27 protein-coding genes are annotated in these 26,628 nt (G+C 71.2%); 7 read left to right on the top strand and 20 right to left on the bottom strand.

Going from position 1 to position 26,628, the window contains the following annotated elements; all coding sequences use genetic code 11:
- Positions 1–8: 8 nt before the first annotated feature.
- Positions 9–1,214: a T4 RnlA family RNA ligase gene (locus tag CG740_RS01105; protein WP_234375976.1), complete on the bottom strand. Its 1,206-nt coding sequence runs from the start codon at positions 1,212–1,214 to the stop codon at positions 9–11.
- Between the two features lie 307 nt (positions 1,215–1,521).
- On the bottom strand, positions 1,522–2,262 hold the full coding sequence (locus tag CG740_RS01100; protein WP_100572955.1) for a MerR family transcriptional regulator: 741 nt from the start codon (positions 2,260–2,262) through the stop codon (positions 1,522–1,524).
- Positions 2,263–2,315: 53 nt separating this feature from the next.
- Between CG740_RS01100 and CG740_RS01095 the strand changes: the two genes are divergently transcribed.
- Positions 2,316–2,594 carry a hypothetical protein gene (locus CG740_RS01095; RefSeq protein WP_100572954.1) on the top strand — a complete coding sequence of 93 codons (279 nt, stop codon included), beginning with the start codon at positions 2,316–2,318 and terminating at the stop codon, positions 2,592–2,594.
- Between the two features lie 43 nt (positions 2,595–2,637).
- On the opposite strand, the gene CG740_RS01090 is transcribed toward CG740_RS01095, so the two are convergent.
- The 4 genes from CG740_RS01090 to CG740_RS01075 form a co-directional block, all read right to left on the bottom strand.
- Positions 2,638–3,558: a carbohydrate ABC transporter permease gene (locus tag CG740_RS01090; RefSeq protein WP_100572953.1), complete on the bottom strand. Its 921-nt coding sequence runs from the start codon at positions 3,556–3,558 to the stop codon at positions 2,638–2,640.
- Positions 3,555–4,469, bottom strand: a complete 915-nt coding sequence (locus tag CG740_RS01085) for a carbohydrate ABC transporter permease (RefSeq protein ID WP_100572952.1) — start codon at positions 4,467–4,469, stop codon at positions 3,555–3,557. The genes CG740_RS01090 and CG740_RS01085 overlap by 4 nt, the downstream gene beginning before the upstream one ends.
- 75 nt (positions 4,470–4,544) lie before the next feature.
- Complete coding sequence (locus CG740_RS01080; protein WP_100572951.1) at positions 4,545–5,840, bottom strand: ABC transporter substrate-binding protein; 1,296 nt, start codon at positions 5,838–5,840, stop codon at positions 4,545–4,547.
- A gap of 506 nt (positions 5,841–6,346) precedes the next feature.
- Positions 6,347–7,303 (bottom strand): ROK family protein, encoded by a 957-nt coding sequence (locus CG740_RS01075; RefSeq protein ID WP_100572950.1) that lies wholly within the window; start codon positions 7,301–7,303, stop codon positions 6,347–6,349.
- Between the two features lie 159 nt (positions 7,304–7,462).
- Here CG740_RS01075 and CG740_RS01070 point away from each other — a divergent pair, with 159 nt between their 5' ends.
- Positions 7,463–8,500, top strand: coding sequence for a LacI family DNA-binding transcriptional regulator (locus tag CG740_RS01070; RefSeq protein WP_100572949.1), 1,038 nt, complete (start codon positions 7,463–7,465; stop codon positions 8,498–8,500).
- 96 nt (positions 8,501–8,596) lie between these two features.
- Here the strand turns inward: CG740_RS01070 and CG740_RS01065 are convergent, their stop codons facing one another.
- The 6 genes from CG740_RS01065 to CG740_RS01040 form a co-directional block, all read right to left on the bottom strand.
- Positions 8,597–10,396 carry a serine/threonine protein kinase gene (locus CG740_RS01065; protein ID WP_100572948.1) on the bottom strand — a complete coding sequence of 600 codons (1,800 nt, stop codon included), beginning with the start codon at positions 10,394–10,396 and terminating at the stop codon, positions 8,597–8,599.
- Between the two features lie 89 nt (positions 10,397–10,485).
- Positions 10,486–11,784, bottom strand: a complete 1,299-nt coding sequence (locus tag CG740_RS01060) for a DUF6986 family protein (RefSeq protein WP_100572947.1) — start codon at positions 11,782–11,784, stop codon at positions 10,486–10,488.
- A gap of 163 nt (positions 11,785–11,947) precedes the next feature.
- Positions 11,948–12,910, bottom strand: coding sequence for an electron transfer flavoprotein subunit alpha/FixB family protein (locus CG740_RS01055; RefSeq protein ID WP_100572946.1), 963 nt, complete (start codon positions 12,908–12,910; stop codon positions 11,948–11,950).
- Positions 12,911–13,015: 105 nt separating this feature from the next.
- Positions 13,016–13,801 carry an electron transfer flavoprotein subunit beta/FixA family protein gene (locus CG740_RS01050; protein ID WP_100572945.1) on the bottom strand — a complete coding sequence of 262 codons (786 nt, stop codon included), beginning with the start codon at positions 13,799–13,801 and terminating at the stop codon, positions 13,016–13,018.
- 200 nt (positions 13,802–14,001) lie between these two features.
- Positions 14,002–14,511, bottom strand: a complete 510-nt coding sequence (locus CG740_RS01045; protein ID WP_100572944.1) for a flavin reductase family protein — start codon at positions 14,509–14,511, stop codon at positions 14,002–14,004.
- 186 nt (positions 14,512–14,697) lie between these two features.
- Positions 14,698–15,045 (bottom strand): TlpA family protein disulfide reductase, encoded by a 348-nt coding sequence (locus CG740_RS01040; protein WP_100572943.1) that lies wholly within the window; start codon positions 15,043–15,045, stop codon positions 14,698–14,700.
- A 265-nt stretch (positions 15,046–15,310) separates the two neighbouring features.
- Here CG740_RS01040 and CG740_RS01035 point away from each other — a divergent pair, with 265 nt between their 5' ends.
- On the top strand, positions 15,311–16,042 hold the full coding sequence (locus CG740_RS01035; RefSeq protein WP_100572942.1) for a lysophospholipid acyltransferase family protein: 732 nt from the start codon (positions 15,311–15,313) through the stop codon (positions 16,040–16,042).
- A 4-nt stretch (positions 16,043–16,046) separates the two neighbouring features.
- Here the strand turns inward: CG740_RS01035 and CG740_RS01030 are convergent, their stop codons facing one another.
- The 7 genes from CG740_RS01030 to CG740_RS01000 form a co-directional block, all read right to left on the bottom strand.
- Positions 16,047–16,745, bottom strand: a complete 699-nt coding sequence (locus tag CG740_RS01030) for a B3/B4 domain-containing protein (RefSeq protein WP_100572941.1) — start codon at positions 16,743–16,745, stop codon at positions 16,047–16,049.
- A gap of 13 nt (positions 16,746–16,758) precedes the next feature.
- Positions 16,759–17,358, bottom strand: coding sequence for a transglutaminase domain-containing protein (locus CG740_RS01025; RefSeq protein ID WP_100572940.1), 600 nt, complete (start codon positions 17,356–17,358; stop codon positions 16,759–16,761).
- 108 nt (positions 17,359–17,466) lie between these two features.
- Complete coding sequence (locus CG740_RS01020; protein WP_199846329.1) at positions 17,467–18,528, bottom strand: threonine aldolase family protein; 1,062 nt, start codon at positions 18,526–18,528, stop codon at positions 17,467–17,469.
- A complete protein-coding gene (locus tag CG740_RS01015; protein WP_100572938.1) occupies positions 18,525–19,271 on the bottom strand; it encodes an SDR family oxidoreductase in 747 nt (248 codons plus the stop codon). Before CG740_RS01015 ends, CG740_RS01020 begins: the two co-directional genes overlap by 4 nt.
- Positions 19,272–19,324: 53 nt before the next feature.
- Entirely contained in the window at positions 19,325–20,725 is a 1,401-nt protein-coding gene (locus CG740_RS01010) for a DUF6421 family protein (protein ID WP_100572937.1), read from the bottom strand.
- A gap of 122 nt (positions 20,726–20,847) precedes the next feature.
- The gene (locus CG740_RS01005; RefSeq protein ID WP_234375975.1) at positions 20,848–21,939 is read right to left on the bottom strand and encodes an alpha/beta hydrolase; all 1,092 of its coding nucleotides are present in this window, start codon (positions 21,937–21,939) and stop codon (positions 20,848–20,850) included.
- The gene (locus CG740_RS01000; RefSeq protein ID WP_100572936.1) at positions 21,932–23,065 is read right to left on the bottom strand and encodes an LLM class flavin-dependent oxidoreductase; all 1,134 of its coding nucleotides are present in this window, start codon (positions 23,063–23,065) and stop codon (positions 21,932–21,934) included. Before CG740_RS01000 ends, CG740_RS01005 begins: the two co-directional genes overlap by 8 nt.
- Before the next feature lie 50 nt (positions 23,066–23,115).
- Here CG740_RS01000 and CG740_RS00995 point away from each other — a divergent pair, with 50 nt between their 5' ends.
- Entirely contained in the window at positions 23,116–23,751 is a 636-nt protein-coding gene (locus CG740_RS00995; RefSeq protein WP_199846288.1) for a PadR family transcriptional regulator, read from the top strand.
- A 327-nt stretch (positions 23,752–24,078) separates the two neighbouring features.
- Positions 24,079–24,762, top strand: a complete 684-nt coding sequence (locus CG740_RS00990) for a glycerophosphodiester phosphodiesterase (RefSeq protein WP_199846287.1) — start codon at positions 24,079–24,081, stop codon at positions 24,760–24,762.
- Between the two features lie 16 nt (positions 24,763–24,778).
- Here the strand turns inward: CG740_RS00990 and CG740_RS00985 are convergent, their stop codons facing one another.
- A complete protein-coding gene (locus tag CG740_RS00985; protein WP_100572934.1) occupies positions 24,779–25,327 on the bottom strand; it encodes a GNAT family N-acetyltransferase in 549 nt (182 codons plus the stop codon).
- Between the two features lie 74 nt (positions 25,328–25,401).
- Between CG740_RS00985 and CG740_RS00980 the strand changes: the two genes are divergently transcribed.
- Positions 25,402–25,788 (top strand): VOC family protein, encoded by a 387-nt coding sequence (locus CG740_RS00980; protein WP_100572933.1) that lies wholly within the window; start codon positions 25,402–25,404, stop codon positions 25,786–25,788.
- Between the two features lie 211 nt (positions 25,789–25,999).
- Complete coding sequence (locus CG740_RS00975; protein ID WP_100572932.1) at positions 26,000–26,563, top strand: DUF5134 domain-containing protein; 564 nt, start codon at positions 26,000–26,002, stop codon at positions 26,561–26,563.
- The last annotated feature ends 65 nt before the right edge of the window (positions 26,564–26,628 follow it).

Genomic DNA, 26,628 nt, shown 5'->3' with positions numbered 1-26,628 from the left:
GGCGGGGTTCAGCCTTCTTCGTCGTTCGTGAACGGGTCGGCGGCCGTCGGCTTGACGGACCGCCAGATCAGCAGGTCGATGTCCCGGCCGTCGAGCAGCTGGAACACGGACGCCCGTACGGTACGGTCCGGGATTCGCTGGACGGCGCGGGCGAACGCGCCCCGGTCCTGGGCGAGATGGGCGATCTGGGCGAACCGTTCGGCGGCCAGCCGGGCCGCCTCGGCGGCCTCGGCGTCCAGGCGGTCCGCGACGCTCCGCACCCAGGTGTCGAACTCGTCGGGGACCTGCTGAAGCATAACTTCCAGCGGGTCGGCGCCGTCCGCGGTGAGTGCGGCGATCTCGCCGGACCCGCAGCCGATCGCCTGCGCGACCCGCTTGGGGTCCCGCCCGGCGAACCGGCGGATGCCGAGGAAGCGCCAGATGTCGCGTTCGGTGATGCCGGTCAGCACCTTGTGCAGCCGCACGTACTCGCTGATCTTCGCCTTGACCCGGAGCCCGGAGGCGTACCGGACGACATAGCCCTCGGCGTCGGTGCCGGTGGCCTCGCGGCCGTCGGCGTGCGCGTTGGAGCCGGTGCGCGCCAGGAGTTCCGCGAGCGGCACCGCGGGCCAGGACCGGGCCACCGACCCGACGGCCGCCCAGTCCTCGGCGGCCCGGTCCAGCGCGATCTCCTCGCCCGTCGACTCGTACGCGGCGAGCAGCACGAGGTCGCGCCGGCCGCCGTAGTCGACCACGATCCGGTTCTCCGGGTAGAGGATCTCCGCGAGGTACGTCACCCCGGGCCGCAGCTTTCCGGTGTCCCGCCCGTCGAGCCAGGCGCCCGCCCAGGCTGCCTGCCCGGACGTGAACGACCCCCGGGAGGCGACCCGCCAGCGCCCCGCGTAGTGGAACACGATCCCCAGCGACCCGTCGACCTTGTCGAACACCTCGAAGGGCTCGTCGGGCAGCGGCGGCGCGTAGTGCCGGCCGGCGCTGTGCTCGCCCACATTGAAGAACTTGGGCAGACAGTGCGCGACGACCACCCCCCGCTCGTCGTCCACGACGAGCCCGCGGCACCGTGTGGTGACCTCGTCCCACGCCTGCTCGTACTGGCACGCCCTGCTGTACGAGTAGAGGGAGAGCGGCAGCTCGGGATGCGCCTTGCGCACCACGTGCCCCGCGGCGACGGCGGAGGCCAGTCGCGCGGACGGAATGAGACGGTCGAGGTCGATCACTGCTGCTCCCGATAGGTGGGCTGTCGACAGCAGCTTGACCGCGGGGAAGCGGATGGGCCAGGGATTTTCGATCTGCCCGCCGCAGCCGCCGGCAATGCGTATGAAAACCCGTGGCCGATGTGTCTGACCTGCGGCTATGGTCCACATGACCGCGTCTACGTCGACGCCCACGTCCGCGCCCGCATCCGGGGACGGACACGGTTGGGCGAGCGCGCCAACGGTTCGTCCGAGTGGGGGGGCGGCCTTCGGTGGCGGCAGTGCGGACGTCGGCAGCGGTCGGGTGGGCTTCCGTGGCAGTGACGGGGACTTACGTGGCCGTCGCGAGCTGCCGGGTGATGAGTTGGTCGAGGCGTGCCCAGGCGGGGCTGTCGATGCCGAGGTGCCCGGTGAGGAGGCTGACGGTCCCCGGTGGCACACGGTCGAAGCCCGGAAGGTCGGAGACCAGCGTCATGCGCAGGGCGATCCGGGTCGCCGCGTCGGCAAGCCCTTTGAGCCGGGGATCGTCCGGGCTCCAATCAATGGCGGCGTCATAGCCACGCAGGACGGCAACGTACTCGGCGTCGACCAACAGGGCCGTGCGCGAGGGCAGGATGGCGCGGGTGAGGTCGGGGGCGAGGGCGTGGCCGAGGATGAAGCCGTCACGGATCGCGTGCTCGTGGCGTTCGGACAGGCCGATGGCACGGAGCCGGTCCATGAATTCGACGGCCTCGGGAGGCAGGCAGAGGCGCTCGGGCCGGTCGAGATGGCGCAGCCGGGCCCGGCGTTGCTGGAGTTGGCGAATGCCCGTGCACAATTCGGCGTCGATCCGGTCGAGCTCCTCTGCGGCCCGGTCGGCGTCGGCGTCCAGCACGTCCCGGACGCGGGCCAGCGGGACACCGGCTTGGGCAAGGGTGACGATCCGGGTCAGGTCGATGATCGCCTGCGCGTCGTAGCGACGGTATCCGGAGGCGTCCCGGTCGGCTTCGGGCAGTAGGCCCTTGGCGTGGTAGACGCGGATGGCTTTGGTCGATACGCCTGCCTGTTGGGCGAGCTGTCCGATCGTGAGCATCCCCCATCATCGTGCTTGACCTTGCCCCTGGGGCAAGGCCGCAGGCTACTCCCATGGCCGATCACGAGTTCCCTGAAAATGTCCTCCGCGCGCTTGCGGACGAAGGCAACGAGAGGGCGCTGGACCGTCTCGCCGACCTCGCCGACGCAGGCGACCGCCTGGACGAGCTGTCGGAACTGCTCGACGAGGGCAGCGAGCAGGCGGGGCGACTGCTGACCCGGCGCGCCGTCGAACGGCGCGACCTGCACGAGCTGCAACGGCTCTCGGATGCCGGCAGCGAGGACGCCGGGACGGAGCTGGAACGGCTCCTCGGCTACGGGCGCCGGCCATGACCGATGACATGTCCGGAGCGGCACCGGCACCGTCCCGGTCCGCTCACCCCTTGCTGGACCCCAGCGTGAGCCCCGCGATGAAGTGGCGTTGCAGGAGCAGGAACACGATCAGGGTGGGCAGGGCGACGATGACCGAGCCCGCCGCCAGCAGGTTGTAGTCCGTGAAGAACTGCCCCCTCAGGTTGTTCAGGGCCGAGGTGATGGGGAGCTTGTCGCCGTCGGACATGAAGACCAGGGCCCACAGGAAGTCGTTGTACATCCACGTGAACTGGAGGGTGGCCAGGGCCGCCAGAGCCGGGCGGCACAGGGGCAGGGTGATCCGCCAGTACTGAGTCCACACGCCGGCGCCGTCGACGATCGCGGCCTCCAGGATCTCCTGCGGGAGGGTGCGCATGAAACTGGCGAGGACGAAGACGCAGAACCCGATCTGGAAGCCCACCTGGACGGCGATGACGGCCCAGTACGAGTCGAACATCGTCATCGAGTCCGACATCCAGTACGGCAGCGGAATACGGTTGAACACCACGTACAGCGGGGTCACGATCACCTGCTGCGGAAGCAGGTTTCCCGCTGTGAACAGCATCAACAGGACCACCCTGCCGCGCAGTTGGAGGCGGGACACGGCGAACGCCACGAACGCGGCGAAGAACAGGACGAGCACCACCCCCGGCACCGCGATGATCAGGGTGTTGACGAAGTACTTCGTCATGCCCGAGTCGCTGAACGCCTGCTTGTAGTACGCGAAGGAGAGGTGCTTGGGGAGGGAGAAGTAGCCGTCGCGCGAGGTCTCCTCGTACGGGCGCAGCGATGCGTACACGGCGAGCAGCAGCGGGGCGAGGAAGGCGAGCGAGACGGCCATGAGGAACGCGTGCACACCCAGGCGGCCCGGCCGCACGCGATGCCGTCCGGCGCCAACGGGCTGCTGCTGTACGAGAGTTGGGGACGCGGTAGAGGTCGTGGTCATCGGTTCTTCTCCCCTCGGATCTCCTGGACCAGGTACGTGATGACGAACCCGAGGGAGACGGTCAGCAGCACCACGGCGATCGCCGAGCCGAACCCGATGCGGCTGGCCTCGCCGATGATGTTGTCGGTCACGAGTACCGAGAGCACTTCGAGGCCGTTGCGCCCGTGGTTGACGGCGTACACGATGTCGAAGGCGCGCAGCGACTCGATGACCGTGATCACCCCGACGATCACGTTGACCGGCCGCAGTGTCGGGAAGACGACCCGGAAGAAGGTCTGGCGCTCGCTCGCGCCGTCGATGGCCGCGGCCTCCTTGAGGGAGGGGTCGACGGCTTTCAGACCCGCCAGGTACAGGATCATCACGTACCCCGTGTGCCGCCAGGCCGCGGCCAGCAGGATCATCCAGATGTTGAGGCTGGGGTCGCCGAGCCAGTCGGTCGGGTGGTCCGTGTTGCCGAGCAGGGCGTTCAGCGCGCCCTGGTCCCGGGAGAAGACGAGCTGCGCGATGAAGCCGACGACGGCGAGGGAGAGGACGACGGGCATGTACAGCGTCGACTGGTAGAAGCGGCTGAACCGCACGCCCCGGTCGATGAGCACGGCGAGCAGCAGACCGAACGGCGTTGCCACGAAGCCGAGTACACCCAGCCACATGAGGTTGTGCCGGACCGCCGGCCAGAACGGCGGGTAGTTGGTGAAGAGGTCGGTGTAGTTCCGCGTGCCGACCCACTTGACGGGACCGACTCCGTCCCAGCTGGTGAAGGACAGGACGACGGAGGCCAGGGTCGGGCCCCACACGATGGCGATGTCGAGCAGGACGGGCAGACCAAGCAGCACGCCGAGGACGAGGAGATCGCGGGCGGTGAACCGCCTGGGACCCCGTCGCCCACCGCGCCGCGCGGTGGTGAGCGCCACGGCTGAGTACTCCAAGTCGCAACGGGAGCGGGTTGGTTGGAAGAGCGGAGCGGGGCGGGCTGCGGCCCTCGGCCCTCAGCCTTCCGAGGCGAAGATGCTCTTCTTCTGGCGCTCGATGTCGTTCACGAGCCCGTCCACGTCCTTCGGGTTGCCGATGAACTTCTGGATGGCCGGGATCATCACCGTGGACGCGAAGTCGGGCCGGGTGTCGCGGTCCAGGAACTGGGAGATCTGCTTGGCCCCGGAGACCAGCTCGACCGCCTTCTTCTGCAACGGGCTGTAAGCGGAGGTGTCGGCGCCGCTGTTGACCGCGATGTTGTTCGGGTCGCCCGCGAGGTAGACGTCCTCCGCCTTGGGCGTGGCGAGCCAGGTGAGCAGGTCCTTGGCGCTCTGCATGGACTGCTTGTTCTTCAGTTCCTTGGCGTTCTTGGCGAGGAGGAACCCGTCGATGGGGGCCTCGACCGCGTCCTGCCCGTACTGCGGGTCCATCTCCGGAAACGGGAAGAACGCGATGTCGTCCTGCTCGGCCTTGGGGAACTGCTGGCCCACGTGCGGCAGTCCGAACACCGCCATGCCGGACTGCTTCTTCTGGAGGCTCTGCGCCGCCTCCTGCCAGGTGCGGCCGTTCGCGCCCTGCTGGCAGTACGGGAGGAGCCGGCGCCAGCTGTCGAAGACGTCCTTGACCCGCTTGTCGGTCCACGCCTCCTTCCCGGCCATCAGGCTCTTGTGGAACTCGTACCCGTTGCTGCGCATGTTGAGATAGTCGAAGGTGCCCATGGCGGGCCAGCCGTCCTTGTCGCAGAACGCGATCGGGTCGAGCTTGTCCTTCTGCATCTGCTTGGCGAGGTCCACGTACTGGTCGAAGGTCTTGGGCGCCGTGTAGCCGTGCTGCGTGAAGACGCTGGCCCGGTGGAAGACCGCCCACGGGTAGTAGTAGTACGGCACGAAGTACTGCTTGCCGTCCGCGCCGGTCGACTGCGCCTTCAGCGCGTCGGAGAAGCCCTGGAATCCGGTCCAGAGGTCGCTGATGTCGTACAGCAGCCCCTTCTGCGCGAAGAACTGCATGCGGTAGCCCGCGAACCACATGAAGACGTCGTCCGGCTTGCCCTGGAGATAGCGGTTGATGTTCTCCTGGAAGGTGTTGTGGTCAACGGTGTTGACCTTGATCTTGCGGCCTTCCTTGGACTGCTTCTCGTACGCGGCGAACGCGTCGGCGAAGGCCTTCTTGGGGACGGCGTCCGACGAATTCGAGCCCAGCCGGATCGTCTTGGTGTCACCCCCGGGCCCACTGCCGCACGCCGCGAGCAGCGAGGGCAGCGCGACCGCCCCGGCGCCCATCGCCGCACCCCGCAGAAGATTCCGCCGAGACATCCGATGTCCTGCCACGCTTTCGAGCGCTACAGGACCATTGAACGATGACTGCGCCATGTCCCCCTCCTCCGGGGTGCAACCCAACACAACCAAACGCGAGGCTTGGATAACACCGTCAACTCCGGGCGCCGTCAAGGGTTTTGACGCAATGCCAGACAACCGTTACCGCGTCACACCCAACAGAGTCCAACAAGCCCTACCGGAAACGCTCGCCGGGCGGAGGCGGTTGGCAGGGGCATGATGTCGTCCTACCTCGTGGGGGTGGAGGGGCGAGAGTGATGGGGGGTTGATTGGGGGGTGATGTCCGTGACTGGGCGTCAGGTCGCGGCGGTGGAGTGTTCGTTGGCGGAGACGGGGCAGTCGTCGGAGCGCTGGGCGGGCGGGCGGATGGGCGGACGGGAGGGCAGGCGGGCAGGCAGTGGGCGGATGGTGACGGACGGGTCGCGGGGCACGGATCGCGGATCGCAGATCGCAGATCGCAGATATCAACTTTCAGATTCTGTCCGTCACTTCAGCAGCGCCGCCTCCTCCGATCGCCGCCTCCCCCACGCCGCGGCCGCCGCCCCCACCAGACCGGCGTCCGTCCCCATCAGGGCGGGCGCCACCGTCAGGTCCTGGACGAAGGAGAGCGTCGCGTAGTCGCGCAGGTACCGGCGCAACGGCGCGAACAGCACCTCGCCCGCGCCCGCCACTCCCCCGCCTATGACCGCGATGTCGATCTCGACGAGGGTCGCGGTCGCCGCGATGCCGGCCGCCAGCGCCTGGGCCGCGCGTTCGAAGGAGGCGACGGCCACCGGGTCCCCGGAGCGGGCGGCCGAGGCCACGGCGGCGGCCGAGGTGTCGCCGTCGGAGCCGGGGCGCCAGCCGTTGTCCAGGGCGCGGCGGGCGATGTTGGGGCCGCTGGCGATCCGTTCGACGCAGCCGCGTGCGCCGCACGGGCAGGGGTCGCCGTCGAGGTCGACGCTGATGTGACCGATGTGGCCCGCGTTCCCGGTGGGGCCTGGGTGCAGTTTGCCGCCGAGGACAAGGCCGCCGCCGACGCCGGTCGACACGACCAGGCACAGGGCGTTGTCGTGGCCGCGGGCCGCGCCGAGCCAGTGTTCGGCCGCGGTCATGGCGACGCCGTCGCCGACGAGTTCGACGTCCAGGCCGCCGGTGGCGGCGCGCACCCGCTCGACCAGCGGGAAGCCGCGCCAGCCGGGGATGTTGACGGGGCTGACCGTGCCGGCCGAGGCGTCGACGGGCCCGGCGCTGCCGATGCCGATGGCTCCCGTACGCTCCCACAGGGGCGATCCGGTCAGCTCGGCCAGGACCGCCTCGGCCGCGCGCATCACCGTGTCGCCGTCCTCGTGGGCGGGAGTCGGCCGCTGGGCCCGCAGCAGGAGCCGGCCGTCGGCGTCCACCAGGGCTCCGGCGATCTTGGTGCCGCCGATGTCGAGCGCGGCCACGAAATCGGTGTGCATCGAGGTCGGATCTCCTGGTGAGGGACGGGTAACAGCAGGTCAAGATGAGAGTCTCCCTGCATGTGACAACGTTGTCCAGGGCCTATGCTCGACGCCACACAGACCGTTATGGCACCGGATCCCGCCGGACGCCTCCCGACGACGACAGGACAGCGCACTGTGGCCGATAACGCCCGCCACCCCGAGTCCCGCTACGGCAACCGCCCGACGATGAAGGATGTCGCCGCGCGAGCCGGTGTCGGCCTCAAGACGGTGTCCCGGGTGGTCAACGGCGAACCGGGGGTGACCCCGGACACCGAGCGGCGGGTGCAGGAGGCCATCGAGGCGCTGGGCTTCCGCCGCAATGACAGTGCGCGGGTGCTGCGCAAGGGGCGTACCGCGTCGATCGGTCTGGTCCTTGAGGACCTCGCCGACCCGTTCTACGGGCCGCTCAGCCGGGCGGTCGAGGAGGTGGCGCGGGAGCACGGGGCGCTGCTGATCAACGGTTCCAGTGCGGAGGACGCCGATCGCGAGCAGGAGCTGGTGCTTGCGTTCTGTGCCCGCCGGGTCGACGGTCTGATCGTGATTCCCGCGGGGTCCGACCACCGTTATCTGGAGCCGGAGATAAAGGCGGGGGTGGCGACGGTGTTCGTGGACCGTCCGGCCGGGCGGATCGACGCGGATGTGGTGCTGTCCGACAGTTTCGGGGGCGCCCGGGCGGGTGTGGCCCATCTGATCGCGCATGGGCACCGGCGGATCGGTTTCATCGGTGACCAGCCGCGCATCCACACGGCGACCGAGCGGCTGCGGGGGTATCACGCGGCGATGGCGGATGCGGAGTTGCCGGTCGACGAGGCGTGGGTGTCGCTCGGCTCGACGTCCCCGGAGCGGGTGCGGGAGGCCGCCGAGTCGATGCTGGCGGGGCCGGACGGGGTGACGGCGCTGTTCGCGGGCAACAACCGGGTGACGGTCACGGCGGTGCGGGTGCTGGCGGGGCGGGAGCGGCCGGTGGCGCTGGTGGGGTTCGACGACATCGAGCTCGCGGATCTGCTCGGCATCACGGTGATCTCGCAGGACGCGGCCACGTTGGGGCGTACGGCGGCGGAGCTGCTCTTCCGGCGGCTCGACGGGGCGGACGAGACGCCCGCCCGGCTGGAGCTGCCCACCGTCCTGATCCAGCGTGGTTCGGGTGAACTCCCGCCGCCCGCCCGGGGGTAGTGGCCGGGGGCGCGTCCGCCGGTGGTAGCGGGGGGCGGGGGCTCCGCCGGCGGCCGGCGGTAGCGGCGGGCGGGGGTTCGCCGGGGCTCGTGCGGTTCAGCAGGTCTTGAGTCCGGGGACGGGCTGGTTGTTGTCGCCGCCCTTGAGGTAGACGACGCTGACGTAGACGTTGGTGTTGCCGCTGTCGTCGTCGGTCCTGGCCCACCAGGTGTTGGTCCACTTCCCGTAGGTTTCGCGGCGGCCGAGGTCGGTCTGGCAGTAGAAGTAGTTGGTGCCGGTGTTGAGTACGCCCGCGGCGGCGCCGTTGTGGCGGATGGACTGCGCGGCGCGCCAGACCTGGCAGTTGAACTTGCCGCCGGCGGTGGGCGCGCAGCTGCCGGCGGGGGGTGCGCTGCCGCCTCCCTTGGTTCCCTTGTCCCCGGTGCCTCCGGCGTTTGCGGTGTCTGTCGCGGTGGGGGCGCTCGGGGTGTTCTTCTTCGGGTCGGCCGACGCTCCGGGTTTGGATCCCTTGGCGGGGTCGTCCTTGGCGGGGGGTTTGGTGCTGGAACTCGCCCTGGACGTGGGTGAGTTGGGGGTGGATTGGGCGGAGGGGCCCGCTGTGCCGAGGCCGGCTGCGCCGACCCGGTCGTCCGCCGCTCCGGGGGCCGCGCTGTTCGTCGCTCCGGCCGCGTGTGTGTCGGGGTGTGCGTCGTCCTGGCCGAGGAGTGCGTAGGCGGCTCCCCCGCCGATGAGGACGACGGCGGCCGCGGTGGCCGCGATCAGGGCTTTGCCGCGTCCGCGTCCGGCCGCTGCCGGTCGGTCGGGCCGTGCCGCTCCCGTGGTCGCCAGGTCGGTCACCACGGGGCCGAAGCCTTCGGGCTGGTGGGCGGCTTGTGGTGCCGGTTCGGGGGCCGGGGTGGTGGCCGGGCCGAATCCCTCGGGGCGGTGCGGTGCCACGTCGCGTACGGTCGCGTCGCGCGGCGGTTGGGCGGGCGGCCGGGCCGCGGCCCGTATCGGGGTGGTGCTTACGGCTGTCGGTCCGGCCGGACGGGGGTTCGTGGCTGCGGTGCCCGTGGCTGCCTCGGTCCCGGCGACTTCGCTGAGGAGGCGCGCCGCGGTCGCGGCGTCGGGCCTGCGGGCGGGGTCCTTGTCCATCAGGCGGAGCAGTACGGGTCCGAGGGGGCCGGCGCGGCGGGCCGGGGGCAGGGGTTCGACGACGATGGCGTTGAGCGTGGACCAGGTGGAGGTGCGGCGGAAGGGGGCGGCGCCTTCGACGGCGGCGTAGAGGGTGGCGCCGAGTGCCCAGATGTCGGAGGCGGGGCCGGGTTGGTGGCCCTGGGCGCGTTCGGGTGCCAGGAAGTCGAGGGAGCCGACGAGTTCGCCGCTGCGGGTGAGGTGGGTGGCGGAGCCGTCGCCGGGGTCGTCCATGGCGGCGATGCCGAAGTCGGTGAGGACGACGCGGCCGGAGGCGTCGAGGAGGATGTTGCCGGGTTTCACGTCGCGGTGCAGGACGCCGGCCTGGTGGGCGGCGGCGAGGGCGTGCAGGACGTCGGCGCCGATGGCGGCGGCTCGGCCGGGTTCCAGGAGGCCCTGTTCGGTGAGGACGTCGTCGAGTGAGGGGCCGTCGATGAGTTCCATGACGATGACGGGGCGGCCGTCGTGTTCGGTGACGTCGTGGACGGCGACGACCGAGGGGTGGCGTACGCGGGCGGCGGCGCGGGCTTCGCGTTGCATGCGCAGCTTGAGGTCGCCGAGTTCGGGTGCGGAGGCGTCGGTGAAGGTGCGCAGTTCCTTGACGGCGACCTCGCGGCCGAGGACTTCGTCGTGTGCGCGCCACACCACGCCCATGCCGCCGCGGCCGAGCCGTTCGACGATCCGGTACCGGCCGGCCAGTAGTTGGCTCTCCCCCGTGCTCACCGCTGCCCCGTCCCTGTGTGGCGATTGTGGTCGCGTACAGGGTACGGGGCAGGGGTGGTGGGCCTTGCGGCCGTGGGGTCCCGGTGCTGCTACGGGGCGGTGACGGTGAGGCTGCCGCGGCGGGGCGAGGCGAAGGCGTCGAGGTCGGCGCGGGTGAGGCCGGTGAGGCGGGCGACCTCGGCGTTGTCGAGGGCGCCGCAGTCGAGGCCGCGCAGCAGGTAGCCGCTGAGGGCCTTGGCGGTGGCGGGCTCGTCCATGACGTCGCCCTCGGTCTTGGCGACGTAGGCGGCGAGGCGTCCGGCGGCCTGTTCCAGGCCTTCGCGGTAGAAGGCGTAGACGGCCGCGTAGCGGGTCGGCATGTGGCCGGGGTGCATGTCCCAGCCCTGGTAGTAGGCGCGGGCCAGGGCGCGGCGGGTGAGGCCGTAGTGCAGGCGCCAGGCTTCGTGGACGTGTTCGGTGGTGCCGATGGGCAGCACGTTGGTGGAGCCGTCGGAGACGCGTACGCCGGTGCCGGCGGCGGCGACCTGCATGACGGCCTTGGCGTGGTCGGCGGCGGGGTGGTCGCTGGCCTGGTAGGCGGCGGAGACGCCGACGCAGGCGCTGTAGTCGAAGGTGCCGTAGTGCAGTCCGGTGGCGCGGCCCTGGGCGGCGTCGATCATCTTGGCGACGGCGGCGGTGCCGTCGGCGGCGAGGATGGACTGGCTGGTCTCGATCTGGATCTCGAAGCCGAGCCGTCCTTCGGGCAGGCCGTGGGCCTTCTCGAAGGCGCTGAGCAGCCGGACGAAGGCGGTGACCTGCTCGGGGTAGGTGACCTTGGGCAGGGTGAGGACGAGGCCTTCGGGGAGGCCGCCGTTGTGCATGAGGGTGGTGAGGAAGACGTCGGTGGTGCGGATGCCGCGGTCGCGTACGGCGGCTTCCATGCACTTCATGCGGATGCCCATGTAGGGGGCGGCGGTGCCGTTCTTGAAGGCTTCGGCGATGAGGCGGGCGGCGCGGGCGGCGTCGGCGTCCTCTTCGGCGTCGGGGCGGGGGCCGTAGCCGTCCTCGAAGTCGACGCGGAGGTCTTCGACGGGTTCGCGCTGGAGCTTGGCGCGGACCCGGTCGTACACGGGGGTGGCGAGTTCGTCGGCGATGCCGAGGACGCGGGCGAAGGAGGCGGCGTCGGGGGCGTGCTCGTCGAGCGCGGCCAGGGCCTGGTCGCCCCAGGTGCGGATGGTGTCCGCGGTGAAGGCGTCGCCGGGTACGTAGACGGTGTGTACGGGCTGGCGGGTGCCGGGGTCGCCCGGGTAACGGCGGGCGAGTTCCTCGTCCACGGCGACGAGCGAGGCACTGATCTCCTCGCTGACGACGCCGGCGAGGCTCGTTGCCACCTGCTCCTGCTGACCCATCCTGCATCCTCCACACGGTCGAAACTTTTCCGCTTCACGGAATCAACAATCCGTATAGCGAAGTTAGTAGGCCGGTCCGCCTGCGTCAATGGTTGTCCGAAACGGCCCGGGGCCGCGCGGTGAGGATCACCACGCGGCCCCGGGACCGGATTGAACGCGCAGGTCAGCCCTTGCGGGAGTTGACCTCGTCGGTGAGCTGCGGGACGACCTGGAACAGGTCGCCGACGACGCCGTAGTCGACCAGGTCGAAGATCGGGGCCTCGGCGTCCTTGTTGACGGCCACGATGGTCTTCGAGGTCTGCATGCCGGCCCGGTGCTGGATGGCGCCGGAGATGCCGTTGGCGATGTAGAGCTGCGGCGAGACGGACTTGCCGGTCTGGCCGACCTGGTTGGAGTGCGGGTACCAGCCGGCGTCCACCGCGGCGCGCGAGGCGCCGACGGCCGCGCCGAGCGAGTCGGCGAGGGCCTCGATGACCGAGAAGTTCTCGGCGCCGTTGACGCCGCGGCCGCCGGAGACCACGATCGCGGCCTCGGTCAGCTCGGGGCGGCCGGTCGACTCGCGCGGGGTGCGCGAGGTGACCTTGGTGCCGGTGGCGAGGGCGGAGAAGGTGACGGACAGGGCCTCGACGGCGCCCGCGGCCGGGGCGGCCTCCACGGCGGCCGAGTTCGGCTTGACCGTGATGACCGGGGTGCCCTTGGAGACGCGGGACTTGGTGGTGAAGGAGGCGGCGAACGCGGACTGCGTGGCCACCGGGCCCTCGTCGCCGGCTTCCAGGTCGACGGCGTCGGTGATGATGCCGGAGCCGATGCGGACCGCGAGGCGGGCCGCGATCTCCTTGCCCTCGGCGGAGGACGGGACGAGCACGGCGGCCGGGGAGACGGCCTCGTACGCGGCCTGGAGCGCGTCCACCTTCGGTACGACGAGGTAGTCGGCGAACTCGGGGGCGTCGGCGGTGAGGACCTTGACCGCGCCGTGCTCGGCGAGGGCGGCGGCGGTGTTCTCGGCGCCGGCGCCGAGGGCGACGGCGACGGGCTCGCCGATGCGGCGGGCCAGCGTCAGCAGTTCGAGGGTGGGCTTGCGGACGGCGCCGTCCACGTGGTCGACGTAGACCAGAACTTCAGCCATGGGACTTCAATCTCCTGCAAGTGCGAAGAAAAGGCGGGCGGTTGAGGGGCTCGGCGAGCCCTAAATGCGCGGCCGGCCGGGAAGGTTCCCGGGCCGGTGCGGCACTTAGATGAACTTCTGGCTCGCGAGGAACTCGGCGAGCTGCTTGCCGCCCTCGCCCTCGTCCTTGACGATCGTGCCGGCGGTGCGGGCCGGACGCTGGGCCGCGGAGTCCACCGCGGTCCAGGCGCCCTCCAGGCCGACCTCGTCGGCCTCCAGGTCCAGGTCGCCCAGGTCCAGGGACTCCACCGGCTTCTTCTTGGCGGCCATGATGCCCTTGAAGGACGGGTAGCGGGCCTCGCCCGACTGGTCCGTCACGGACACGACGGCCGGCAGGGACGCCTCAAGCTGCTCGGAGGCGGTGTCGCCGTCGCGGCGGCCCTTGACGACGCCGTCCGCGACCGAGACCTCGGAGAGCAGCGTGACCTGCGGGACGCCGAGGCGCTCCGCGAGGAGCGCCGGAAGGACGCCCATGGTGCCGTCGGTCGAGGCCATGCCGCAGATGACCAGGTCGTAGCCGGTCTTCTCGACGGCCTTGGCCAGGACCAGCGAGGTGCCGATCACGTCGGTGCCGTGCAGGTCGTCGTCCTCGACGTGGACGGCCTTGTCGGCGCCCATGGAGAGCGCCTTGCGCAGCGCGTCCTTGGCGTCCTCGGGGCCGACGGTCAGCACGGTGATCTCCGCGTCGTCCGCCTCGTCGGCGATCTGCAGTGCCTGCTCGACCGCGTACTCGTCGAGCTCCGAAAGGAGGCCGTCGACGTCGTCGCGGTCGACGGTCAGGTCATCGGCGAAGTGCCGGTCGCCGGTGGCGTCGGGCACGTACTTCACACAGACAACGATCCTCAAGCTCACGCCGGCTCTCCTACTGCATCGTCATTTCTGGGCTGCCTTGTTGCACGCAGCATAGGCGCCTGATGGGGCGGTTTCCGGTCGGGGCGACCGGCGCTCCGAACGAAATATTACTCGCCAGTACACCCAGCTTGTGCCCACTGAGCAAGCGCTTTGAACTGTGACGTTGCCAACGGTGAGTAATCGACGTGATCAGGGAACTTTCAGTCGCGCAACGCGTTGAAGCGGCCCTGGTGGTAGAGGAGCGGGCGGCCCGCTCCCGCGGGGTCGCCGACGACCGCCTGGCCGAGCACGATGCGGTGGTCGCCGGCCGGGATGCGGGCCACGACCTTGCACACCAGCCAGGCCAGGACGCCGTCGAGGACGGGCACGCCCTCGGGGCCGGAGCGCCAGGCGGTGGCGGGGCCGAACCGGTCGGCGCCGCTGCGGGCGAAGGTGGCGGCCAGGTCCTGCTGGTGCTCGCCCAGTATGTGCACGCCGATGTGGTCGGCCTCGGCGACGACGGGCCAGCTGGAAGAGCCGGTGCCGATCCCGAAGGAGAGCAACGGGGGCTCGGCGGCGACGGAGTTGAGGGAGGTGGCGGTGAAGCCGACGGGCCGGCCGCCGCGTTGGGCGGTGATCACCGCGACACCGGCGGCGTGCTGGCGGAAGACCGACCTGAGCAGTTCGGGAGAGGCGGTCTGGGCGGTACCGAGCTCGGGCGAAGCCGTCATGGAATTGTCCTTCTGCAAGAGGTGCGACAAGGGCTGCGGGTGTTCAGCAGCCCGGACAGCGCGCGCTCGCGTTGCGGGCGAGGTCCACATGGGCGCGTCCATAGAGAAGGAGATCTGTCGGCACGTCGTCAGACTGACGATTGAGCGTGCTCACCGTCAAGTGCCTTCCGGGATGTGGGAGATCCCTCACTGCGCCCCCGGTGCCGCGTCCCGGACCGCCTGCCCGAGGGCGGCGATGACGTCCGCCCGGCGCGGCTGTCCGGCCGCGCGGCGCACGATGCGGCCCGCCGCGTCGAGCACGAGCACCGTCGGGGTGCGCTCGATGCCCAGCTCCCGTACGAGAACGAGCCGTTCCTCCGCGTCGATCTCCACATGGACGACGCCGTCCACCATCGCGGCGACCTCCGCCAGGGTCCGCCGGGTCGCCCGGCAGGGCTGGCAGAACGCGCTGGAGAACTGCACCAGCGTGGCCCGCCGGCCGAGCCCGGCACCCAGCTCGGCCTCGCCGAGCCTGCGCCCGCCGTCGTCGCTCACGCGCCGCCCACCCCCACCTGTCCGTCCGCGTCTTCACGCGGCCACTACCTGCTCTGACGTACGGTTGCAGCACGCATCGGCTCGCAATGATTCCCCCCGAGCCCCGACCTGCGAAGACGTGACGAGAATCTCCCCTGCGCAGAGCGCCAGGACTGGCCAGCTCGGCTCGCATCGGGCACCATCTGCCCAAAGCCCGAAACCTACGGGCGCGTAACTTATGACTCCGGGAGCACCCTCCCCGGGCACACGAAGGGTCTCCCCTCTGATGGCAGAACTCGTCTATCGGCCGGTCATCGGCGCCGCACGTGCGATGTTCAAGGCGCTCGACCTGAAGATCGACACCCAGGGTTCGGAGAACATCCCGCGCACCGGCGGGGCAGTGCTCGTCAGCAATCACATCAGTTATCTGGACTTCATCTTCACGGGGCTCGCGGCGCTGCCGCAGAAGCGTCTGGTGCGCTTCATGGCCAAGGAGTCGGTGTTCCGGCACAAGATCTCCGGCCCGCTGATGCGCGGCATGAAGCACATCCCGGTCGACCGCAAGCAGGGTGAGGACGCGTATCAGCACGCGCTGGCCTCGCTGCGCTCCGGCGAGGTGATCGGGGTGTTCCCGGAGGCGACCATCTCGCAGTCGTTCACGCTCAAGAGCTTCAAGTCGGGTGCCGCGCGCCTCGCCCAGGAGGCCGGGGTGCCGCTGATCCCGATGGCGCTGTGGGGTACGCAGCGGGTGTGGACCAAGGGGCGGCCGCGCAACTTCAAGCGCAGCCACATCCCGGTCACCATTCGTGTCGGCGAGCCCGTGGAGGCTCCCGCCGACCAGTACGCGGGCGCCATCACCCGGCGGCTGCGCGAGCGCTGCCAGGAGCTCCTGGAGGCCGCGCAGCGCGCCTATCCCGTACGCCCCAAGGACGCGAGCGACACCTGGTGGGTGCCGGCGCACCTGGGCGGCACCGCGCCGACGGCCGAGCAGGTGAAGGCCGCCGAGGCGGCCGGCTGAATCGTCACTCCTGCGCGGCGACCAGCGGGTGGACCGTGATCCGCGCCCCCGGGCTGAACTTCTCCAGGAGTTCGGCCAGTTCGGCGCCGGCCGCGGCGAGGTCGCAGTGCGGGGCCATGCCTTCCAGGAGGAAGAGCGCGTCGGCCGACTGCTCGGTGAGCCGGGTGCGCACGCCCTGGCGCCAGTTCCAGCGGCGGCAGGTGACGCCCTCGTCGTCGCGCCACACCACTTCGCCCGCGTCCGGGTGCTCGACCGCGGGCTCGCCGCCCGCGACGGTGTGGAACGCCTCCTCGCCGCTCGCCCGCACCAGGCGCATCGCGCCCTCGATGTGCGCGGTGTCCTCGCCGCCCACCGGCACCAGGTGGGCGACGCTGATCGCGTTGTACACGTCGACGAGCCGGTTGACGCGCGGCAGGCCGCCGTCGGCCAGGGCCCGCTTGGCGAGTGCCTCGGCCGAGTTGCGGGTGCGGTTGGGCTTGGAGCCGAAGGCGGTGTAGACGGCGCGCCAGGCGGCCATGTGCGGGTCCTCGTGCGGGGCCCGGCCCGCGAGGCGCTCCGCCAGGCGGCGCGCGGCGTCGTCGAGCAGGGCCGAACTCGCCGCGTCGCTGGGCGCGTTGACGAGACCGGTGGCCTCGACGGCGACATGGGTGAAGGCGGGCGCGAGCGTCCGGACCTCGTCGGACACGGTGAGTGCGAGCGTCATGATCGGTGGTGCCTCACAGTTCGGTCGGATAGATCGGCCACAGCGACGGCCGGTCGGGCGCGGCCTTGAGCGCGGCGACCACCGCCGGGTGCGGTTCATCAAAGAGTACTGGATAGTCCACTTCGCTGAACTCTGCCCGCACGGGCCACGTCAGCCGCTCCTCGCCGAGGGAGAACTGGGCGTCCACGCCGTCCGGCACGTTGCCGCGCGGGTCCTGTCGAGCCCAGGCGCCGGTGCCGGGCAGCTTGAGTGCGATGAGGCCGTGCACCGCCGGGTCGGCGCCGTCCTCGGTCAGGCGCTGGTAGCAGAACGCGGTCGGGATGCCTTCGGCCCGCAGCAGCGCGGCGAGGGCGTGCGCCTTGGCGCAGCAGATCCCGGTGCGCCGTGCGAGCACGTCGGAGGCGCGCCAGGTCACCCGGAGATCGCCCGAGTCGGTGGAGTGCGGGATCTCGTCCCGCACGTACTCGAAGGCCGCCTTGGCGTATGAGTATGCGTCGGTGGTCCCGGTCTTGAGCCGGGCGACGCGGTCGCGGACCACCGGGTGCTCGTGGTCGACGACCTCGTCCGCGACCAGATAGGCGGCGAGTTGAGGGTTGCGCTGGATGAGCTTCATGGCCCGTGAGCGTACGAATGCAGCCGACCGCAAGTCAATGACTTTACGGTCGGCCGCATATCGATTCAGGCAGGCCCGCTGATGACGTGCCCGCTGGTGATGTGCGCGCTAGCGTGCCATCTCTTCCTTGAGGGCCGCGAGGAAGCCGTCGACGTCGTCCTCGGTGGTGTCGAACGAGCACATCCAGCGGACGTCACCGGCGTTCTCGTCCCAGAAGTAGAAGCGGTAGCGCTTCTGGAGCCGCTCGCTGACATCGTGCGGCAGGCGCGCGAACACGGCGTTGGCCTGGACCTCGTGGAGGATCTCCACGCCGTCGACCTGGCGCACCCCCTCGGCGAGGCGCTGGGCCATCGCGTTGGAGTGGCGGGCGTTGCGCAGCCACAGGTCCTTGGCGAGCAGGGCCTCCAACTGCACGGATACGAAGCGCATCTTGGAGGCGAGCTGCATGGACATCTTGCGGATGTGCTTCATCTGGTGGACGGCGTCCGGGTTGAGGACGACGATCGCCTCGCCGAACAGCATCCCGTTCTTGGTGCCGCCGAACGACAGGACGTCCACGCCGGCCACGCTGGTGAACGTGCGCATCGGCACGTCGAGGGAGGCGGCGGCGTTGGATATCCGCGCCCCGTCGAGGTGGACCTTCATGCCGCGTTCGTGGGCGTGGTCGCAGATCGCCTTGATCTCGTCGGGCGTGTAGACCGTGCCGAGTTCGGTGTTCTGGGTGATGGAGACGACCTGCGGCATCGCGCGGTGCTCGTCCTCCCAGCCCCAGGCCTGCCGGTCGATGAGCTCGGGCGTCAGCTTGCCGTCGGGGGTGGCCACGGTGAGCAGCTTGAGCCCGGCCATGCGCTCGGGTGCACCGCCCTCGTCCACGTTGATGTGCGCGCTCTCGGCGCACACCACCGCGCCCCAGCGGTCCGTCAGCGCCTGGAGCGCGGTGACGTTGGCCCCGGTCCCGTTGAAGACGGGGTAGGCCTGCGCACCGGCGCCGAAGTGGCTGTGGATGACGCGCTGGAGGTGGTCGGTGTAGTCGTCCTCGCCGTAGGCGATCTGATGGCCGCCGTTGGCGAGGGTGAGGGCTGCGAGGATCTCGGGGTGCGCGCCGGCGTAGTTGTCGCTGGCGAAGCCGCGCACCGCCGGGTCGTGGTGCGCTCGCGCGTCCGTCCTCACGGCTTGGGGGTCAGCCACAGGCGCTGTCCGTTCACTTCCTGGGCGGGCTTGTCCCACACTCCGGCGATGGCGTCGGCCAGCTCGGTGACATCGGTGAAGCCCGCGAACTTCGCATTGGGTCGCTCGGCGCGCATCGCGTCGTGCACCAGTGCCTTGATCACCAGGATCGCAGCAGCGGCCCCCGGGCCGTCCTCGCCCCCCGCCTTGCGGAACGCGTCGCCGAGGGCCAGCGTCCAGGCCTCGGCCGCGGCCTTGCCCGCGTTGTAGGCCGCGTTGTTCGCGGTGGGCTTGTGCGCGCCGGACTGGCTGACCAGGACGAACCGTCCGCGGTCGCTGCGCAGCAGCCCGTCGTGGAAGGCGAGCGAGGTGTGCTGCACCGTCTTGATGAGGAGCTTCTCCAGCAGGTCCCAGTCGGCCAGCTCGGTCTCGGGGAAGGAGGTGGCGCCGCGCCAGCCGCCGACGAGGTGGACCAGGCCGTCGACGCGGCCGAAGTCCTTCTGGATGCGGTCGGCCCAGTCGCGCGTGGCCTGGAGGTCGAGGAGGTCGACGGTGTCACCGGTGACGGTGGCCCCGCCGTGCGCGTACCGCGCGGCGTCCACGGCCGAGGCCAGGCGCTCCACGTCGGCGTCGGCGCCCACGACGACCGCGCCCGCCTCGGCGAGCCGGAGCAGGGCGGCCCGGCCGGCGGGTCCCGCCGCGCCGGCCACGGCGACGACGGCGCCGTTGAGAGGTCCGTTGTTCATTTTCCTCGCCCCTTCCGAACCTTCCGAACCTTCGGAGCCTTCCGTACGAGAGCTCACGCGGCGGCCCCGGCCGGAGCGGAAGCGGCGGTGATCCCCTTGGTGGAGGCGATCACGTTCTTCAGCTTCTTGGAGAGCGCCTCATAGAACATGCTGAGCGGAAACTCGTCCGGAAGCACGTCGTCGACGAGCTTGCGCGGCGGCTGCGTCAGGTCCAGGGCGTCGGGGCCCTTGGCCCAGCGCGATCCGGGGTGCGGGGCGAGGTAGGTGGAGACCAGCTCGTAGGCGGCGAACCAGTGGACCAGCTTGGGGCGGTCGATGCCGTCGCGGTAGAGCTTCTCGATGTCGGCGCAGAGCTGGTTGGTGACCTGCGGGGCGCGGTCCCAGTCGATGTGCAGCTTGTTGTCGGTCCAGCGCACCACGTCGTGCTTGTGCAGGTAGGCGAAGAGGAGCTGGCCGCCGAGACCGTCGTAGTTGCGGACGCGGTCGCCGGAGACGGGGAAGCGGAACATCCGGTCGAAGAGCACGGCGTACTGGACGTCGCGGCCGTGCTGGTTGCCCTCGGACTCCAACTTCACGGCCTCCTTGAAGGCGGTGAGGTCGCAGCGCAGCTCTTCGAGGCCGTACATCCAGAACGGCTGGCGCTGCTTGATCATGAAGGGGTCGAACGGCAGGTCGCCGTGGCTGTGGGTGCGGTCGTGGACCATGTCCCACAGCACGAAGGCCTTCTCGCAGCGCTCCTGGTCGGCCACCAACTCCCGGATGTCCTCGGGGAGTTCGAGCCCGAGGATCTCGACGGATGCCTCGGTGACGGCGCGGAAGCGGGCCGCCTCGCGGTCGCAGAAGATGCCGCCCCAGGTGAAGCGCTCGGGGGCTTCGCGCACGGCGATGGTCTCGGGGAAGAGGACCGCGGAGTGGGTGTCGTAGCCCGCCGTGAAGTCCTCGAAGGTGATGCCGCAGAACAGCGGGTTGTCGTAGCGGGTGGCCTCCAGGTCGGCGAGCCACTCCGGCCAGACCATGCGCAGGACGACCGCTTCGAGGTTGCGGTCGGGATTGCCGTTCTGGGTGTACATGGGGAAGAGGACCAGGCGCTGGAGCCCGTCGGCGCGGTCGGCGGCCGGGTGGAAGCGCAGCAGCGAGTCCAGGAAGTCCGGCACGTCGAAGGCGCTGTCGGACCACTTGCGCAGGTCGTCGACGAGCGCGCGGTGGTAGTCGGTGTCGTGCGGCAGCAGCGGGGAGAGCTGCTCCACGGCGGCTATCACCTGGTCGAGGGTCGCGTCGACGACGGAGCGGGCGGGGGCGCCCTCGGCGTCGAAGTCGATCGAGCCGTCCTTGGACTGCCAGGGCCGGATCTCCTCGACGGCATTCTTGAGGGCGGGCCAGGCGGGGTGGTCGACCACCCGCAGGTCGGTTGTTGCGCCCCCCACGGCCGGGTCCTGCACAAGAATTTCCGTCATGTCACTTCCTCCACAGGAGAACCTAGCGTCAAGACACCGTATCCGCGTTCGGTTCTTCCCCTCAAGAGGAAGCACAATAAATTATCCTGCGATCTTTCAGTTGCGCCGCTCTTCTTCCTGTGTCAGGGCAATGGCACGGCTATGGCTGCGGCGAGCCGGGTGAGTGCGGCCCGGCCCTCCGGGAGTACGTCGGCCAGGCCGACGAAGCCGTGGAACATCCCCGGGCAGTGGTCGTCGACGGCTTCGACCCCGGCCGCGCGCAGCGCCCGCACATAGGCGCGCCCTTCGTCGCACAGCGGATCGCAGCCCGCCGTGACGACGTGGGCCGGCGGCAGCCCCGCCAGGTCGGCCCGCAGCGGCGAGGCCAGCGGATGGCCGCCGTCGCCGCCCGGTCCCAGGTACTGCTCCCAGAACCAGCGCAGGTGCGTGGCGGTGAGGTAGTAGCCGTGGGCGTTGGCGCGGTACGAGGCGGTGTCGCGGGCGGCGTCGAGCGCCGGGTAGGCGAGGGCCTGGAGGGCGAGGGGCGGGCCGTGGCGGTCGCGCGCGAGCAGGGCCGCCGCCACGGCCAGGTTGCCCCCGGCGCTGTCGCCCGCCACGACGAGCGGGCCCGCGGCCCCGCCGAGGTCCCCGAGGTGCCGCCCGGCCCAGACGAGCGCCGCGTACGCGTCCTCGACGGGGGCGGGGAAGCGGGCCTCGGGGGCCAGGCGGTAGTCGACCGAGACCACGACCGCGCGTGCGGCCCGGCACAGCGCCCGGCAGGTGCGGTCGTACAGGTCGAGGCCGCCCAGGACCCAGCCGCCCCCGTGCAGGTGGACCACCGTGGGGGCGGGGCCGGGTGCGGCGGGCCGGTAGACGCGGACGGGGATGTCGGGGGCGCCGGCCGGACCCGGCACCGAGCGGTCGGTCACGGCGCCGACCGGGGGCGGCGCGCCCGGCGAGGAGGATGCGCGGGCGAGGATCCGCCGGGCCTCGGCGGCGTCGGTGACCGCGCCGCCCACATCGGGGAAGACCGAGGCGAGCACATCGGCCCAGACGCGGGCCTCGGGCGTGAGCCGGTCGACTCCTTTGCCGCGCGGGCCCGTCGGGGGCGGAACGGGCCCGCGCGGCAAGGGGTACGGGGCCGAGTCCCGGGTCGCGGCCGGCCAGGCCGCGACCCGCTGTCCGTCAGGCACGGGCGGGGTCGGGTCGGCCGCGGGCCGCCGGTCGTCAGCCACGGCGGGTGTCCCTCGTGAAGTGCGGGAGGACCTTCTCGCCCCACTGCCGCAGCGTCTCCATGCAGGCGTCCTGCGGCACGGTCCCCATCTGGATCAGACACATCACCTCGTCCGCGCCCGCGTCCCTGAGCCGCTCGACGTAGGCGATCGCGTCGTCGGCGGTGCCGTAGGCGTGGTCGGCGTTGAAGGTGGCGGTGGAGGTGGGGCGGACCGGGATGTGCTGCTCGTGCAGCCGGGCCACGACCTGTTCGGCCGCGGCGCGCATCGCGGCGGCCTCGTCCGCGCCCTCGACGACGGCCTCGTCGGGGATGCCCGCGCCGCCGTACCAGTGTCCGATGGACTGGGCGAAGAAGCGCTGGCCCCGGATGCCGATGCGCCGGGCCTCCTCGCGGTCGTCCGAGACGATGGTCGGGCAGAGCACCGCGAAGTGGTCGTTGACGGCGGTGGAGACGAACCCGTCGCCGGTGCGGGCCGCGATCGCGCCGTCGTAGGCGCGGCGCATCGCGGCGATGGAGTCGGGCCCCGCGAAGCCCATCACCAGGGCGCCGACGCCGAGTTCGGCCGCGCGGGTCAGGGTGTCGGTGCGGCTGCACGCCAGGAACAGGGGCGGGTGGGGGGTCTGTGCGGGCCGGGGCAGGATGGGGTGCGGGGTGATGTCGATCAGCTCGCCGTGGTATTCGAGCTCCTCCTTCTGCCAGGCCGCGCCGATGATCCGCAGCGCCTCCTCCACCTCCCGCGCCGTACGGTCCCGGTCGACGCCGCACAGCGAGGTCTCCTGCTCGGTGCCGCCGCGCCCCGCGCCGAGGTCGAGCCGGCCGCCGGAGAGCAGGTCGAGGGTCGCGGCGCGTTCGGCGACGCGGACGGGGTGGTTGAAGTGGAACGGCATGCAGACCACGCCGTGCCCGATCCGGATGGTGGAGGTGCGGGCGGCGACCCAGGTCAGGAAGATCTCGGGGGCGCTCATGTGCGCGTACCATTTCAGCGCGTGGTGCTCCACCGCCCATATGCGGTCGAAGCCCATCTGCTCGGCGTACACGGCCTGTTGAACACAGTCGTGGAACAGCCGGTGCTCGCGCTCGACGGTGGGATCCGCCAACTGCGCCTCGAAGATCACGGAGAATTTCACGGGCCCTCCAGGGGTTGTGTCCGCGTGTCTCGCTTACTTCAATTCGTCATATGACTAGTCGTCAGTTCTCCAACAAGCAAGACATGGAACGCCAGTTGCCGCCGACGGCATGGGCGGTGCTCGGGCTGCTCTCGTTCCCCGGCGAGCGGACCGGCTACGAGCTCAAGAAGTGGGCCGACGCCTCGCTGCGGTTCTTCTACTGGTCGCCCGCGATCAGCCAGATCTACGCCGAGCTGCGCCGCCTGGAGGCGCTCGGGTACGCCACCTCGCGGCGCTCGGGTCCCGAGGAGCCGCGCACCAAGCGGCGGTACGCGATCAGCGAGGCGGGCCGCGCCGCGCTCACCGCGTGGGCGGACTCCCCCGAGGCGGCCGGACCCGCGGTCCTCAAGCATCCGCTGGTGCTGCGGATCTGGCTCGGGCACCTGGCCGCGCCGGCCCGGCTGCGCGCCCTGGTGGAGGAGCATCTGGCGCGCACCGAGGCCGAGTTGGGCCAGGTGCGGGCGGCGCTCGCGCGGGCCGAGGACAACGCCGAGTGGGCGCATCCCAGGATCGCGCTGCGCTGGAGCGAGCTGCGCGAGCTGGCCGAGCTGGAGCTGGCCCGCGCGATGCTCGCGGACCTGGACCGCCTGACGCCGCCCCAGGGGGGAGATCCGGCCGATCACGACGGCTGGCCCGGCCCGGGATGAGCGGGGGACGCCGGAGCGTCAAGGGCTGAAGGACTCGCCCACGGGTGGGTGACGCGCGTTGGCCCGGGACGGGTGCGCACCGGTAGGACGGAGTCCGCCCGTCCCTCCCCCGCACTCCGGAGCCGCCCCCGTGAGCACCCGCGCCGTCCTTGTCGCAGCCCTGATCACCGGCCTCGTGCTCGGGATCGCGTCAACCCGGCCGGACGACTCCGATGCGCCGCGCGAGCCGGGGTCCGTTGCGGTGGCGGGCCGTTAGGCTGCGGCTGCCGCGTGCGCACGGGACTGCGTCGCGCGCCAATAGCGCCGTCGACGGAAGCGAGGCCTGTCTTGACGTTCCTCACCATCGGTCATCGCGGGGTCATGGGTGTCGAGCCGGAGAACACCCTGCGTTCCTTCGTCCACGCCGAACGCGTGGGCATGGATGTCATCGAACTCGATCTGCACCTGAGCAAGGACGGCGCCCTCGTCGTCATGCATGACGCCGAGGTGGACCGCACCACGGACGGGGAGGGCCGCATCGGCCAGCTGACCCTGGCCGAACTGCGGGAGCTGGACGCGGGCCAGGGCGAACGCGTCCCCGTGTTCGAAGAGGTCCTGGACGCGGTGAAGACGCCGATCCAGGCGGAGATCAAGGACACCGCCGCGGCCCGCGCGCTCGCCGAGGTGCTCCTGCGGCGCGATCTGGTGGGCCGGGTGGAGGTGCTGTCGTTCCACGACGCGGCGCTCGCCGAGGTCGCCTCGCGGGTACCGGGCGTGCGCACCGCGCTCGTCGACGACGACTGGGGACCCGATCTAGTCGAGCGGGCCACGGCCGTCGGCGCCAAGAGCCTGGTCCTGGACATCACCCGGCTCACCCTGGAGACGGTCGAGCGGGCCCACGCCGCCGGGCTCAGGGTGATCGGCTGGACCGTGAACACCCAGGACCATCTGCGTCTGGCGCGCGCCCTGCAACTGGACGGCGCGACGACGGACTATCCGGAGATCCGCCGCACCGGCCGCTTCACCGCGTAGCGCGGGCCGGGACCGGTCAGCCCAACTCCTTGACGAGCAGCTCGAATTGGAGGTCGTCGCGCTGCGGCAGGCCGAAGCGTTCGTCGCCGTACGGGAAGGGTGTCATCCTTCCCGTACGGCGGTAGCCGCGCCGCTCGTAGAAGGCGATCAGCTCGTCGCGTACCGAGATCACGGTCATGTGCATCTCGCCGACGCCCCACTCGGTGCGGACGAGGCGCTCGGCCTCGGCGATGATCTGCTTGCCGAGACCGGCGCCCTGGAGTGCGGGAGAGACGGCGAACATCCCGAAGTAGGCGGCGTCACCCCGGTGTTCGAGCTGGCAGCAGGCGACGAGCGCGCCGTCGCGCTCGACGGTGAGCAGTTTGCTGCCGGGAGTGGTGATGACCGCGCGCACGCCCTCGGGGTCGGTGCGCTGTCCTTGCAGGATGTCGGCCTCGGTGGTCCAGCCGGCCCGGCTGGCGTCCCCGCGGTAGGCCGATTCGATGAGCGGCACCAGCGCCTCGATGTCGGCTTCGGTGGCGTCCCGGTAGCTCAGCTCTCCGGCGGCGCGCCTTGCGGTGTCCATCGTTCGCTCTCCCTGCTCGTCGTGTGCGCTGCGGCGGCCTCCCGAGCCTAACCCGCCCGTTAGGGTCGCTTGTCATGGTGCATGTACTGAGCAGCCGGACCCTGCTGCGCCCCACCGACCCGGAGTGTTCGCGCGCCTTCTACGGCGAGCGGCTCGGCCTTCCCGTCTACCGCGAGTTCGGTACGGGACCCGAGCGCGGCACGGTGTACTTCCTCGGCGGCGGCTTCCTGGAGGTGTCGGGCCGCGCCGAGCGTCCGCCCGCCCCCGGGCTCCAGCTGTGGCTCCAGGTCGCGGACGCGGCCGCCGCGCACGAGGAGCTCGCGGCACGGGGGGTCGCGATCGCCCGGCCGCCGGTGCGCGAGCCGTGGGGGCTGATCGAGATGTGGATCGAGGACCCGGACGGGGTGCGCATCGTGATCGTGGAGATCCCCGCCGACCACCCGTTGCGCTACCGCCCCTGACGCCACCGGCTTCCCGGCGGCCACAGCCCGTCCCGTCCACCCGCCCCGTCCACCCGCCCCGAGCATCCCGGCCGCCCCGGCCGCCCTGACCGCCCTGACCGGCGAAGACCTTCCGCGCGCTCCCCCTGTGTGTCCCTGCGCCCGCGTATGCGGCCCCGCGTCCGGGCATCGACCTGTCGGCAGGGCGTCACAGAGAGCGGGGAGGTACGCCGTGCACGGTCCGGTGCTGCCCGGATGGCTGCTTGTCGCGTTGTGCGCGGCGACCGGCTCGTACTGTCTGCTGCGGATGCGCAGCGGTTCCGCGCGGGCCCGCGGGGCGGCGGGCGGCGAGGCGGTGATGGGATTCGGGATGGCCGCGATGGCCGTGCCGGCCGCGTTCCTCGCGCCGCCGCCGTGGATGATCGCGGGGTACGCGGTGGTGTTCGGCGGCGCGGCACTGCGGGCGCTGTGGCTGGCCCGGGGCGGGGCACACCATCTGCACCACGTGGTGGGCTCGCTCTCGATGGTCTACATGGCCCTGGCGATGGCGCCGACGGGCGGGGGCGGTGCGCACGCGGGGCACGAGGGCCATACGGCGGGCGGGGTGCCGCTGCTGACCGGGGTGCTGCTCCTCTACTTCGCGGGGTACGTCCTGTCGACGGGGGTGCGGCTGCTGCCGGGGGCGGCCGGGAGCGCGCCGACGGCCGCCGTGTCGTGGGGGGCGCGGCCCGAGCTGGCGCTGGCCTGCCGTCTGTCGATGGGGATCGCCATGCTGGCGATGCTGATCACCGTCTGAGCGGAACGCCGGGCCGCGGGGCGGCGGGGCGTCCGGCCGTGGCGTGCGTCACTTGACGTCCACGG

The sequence above is a fragment of the Streptomyces sp. CB01201 genome, assembly GCF_002803085.1.
In the GTDB taxonomy this organism is placed as follows: Bacteria; Actinomycetota; Actinomycetes; order Streptomycetales; family Streptomycetaceae; genus Streptomyces; species Streptomyces hundungensis.
The sequence above is the reverse complement of the archived record's forward strand: the minus strand, read 5'-3'. Positions and strand labels throughout refer to the sequence as shown.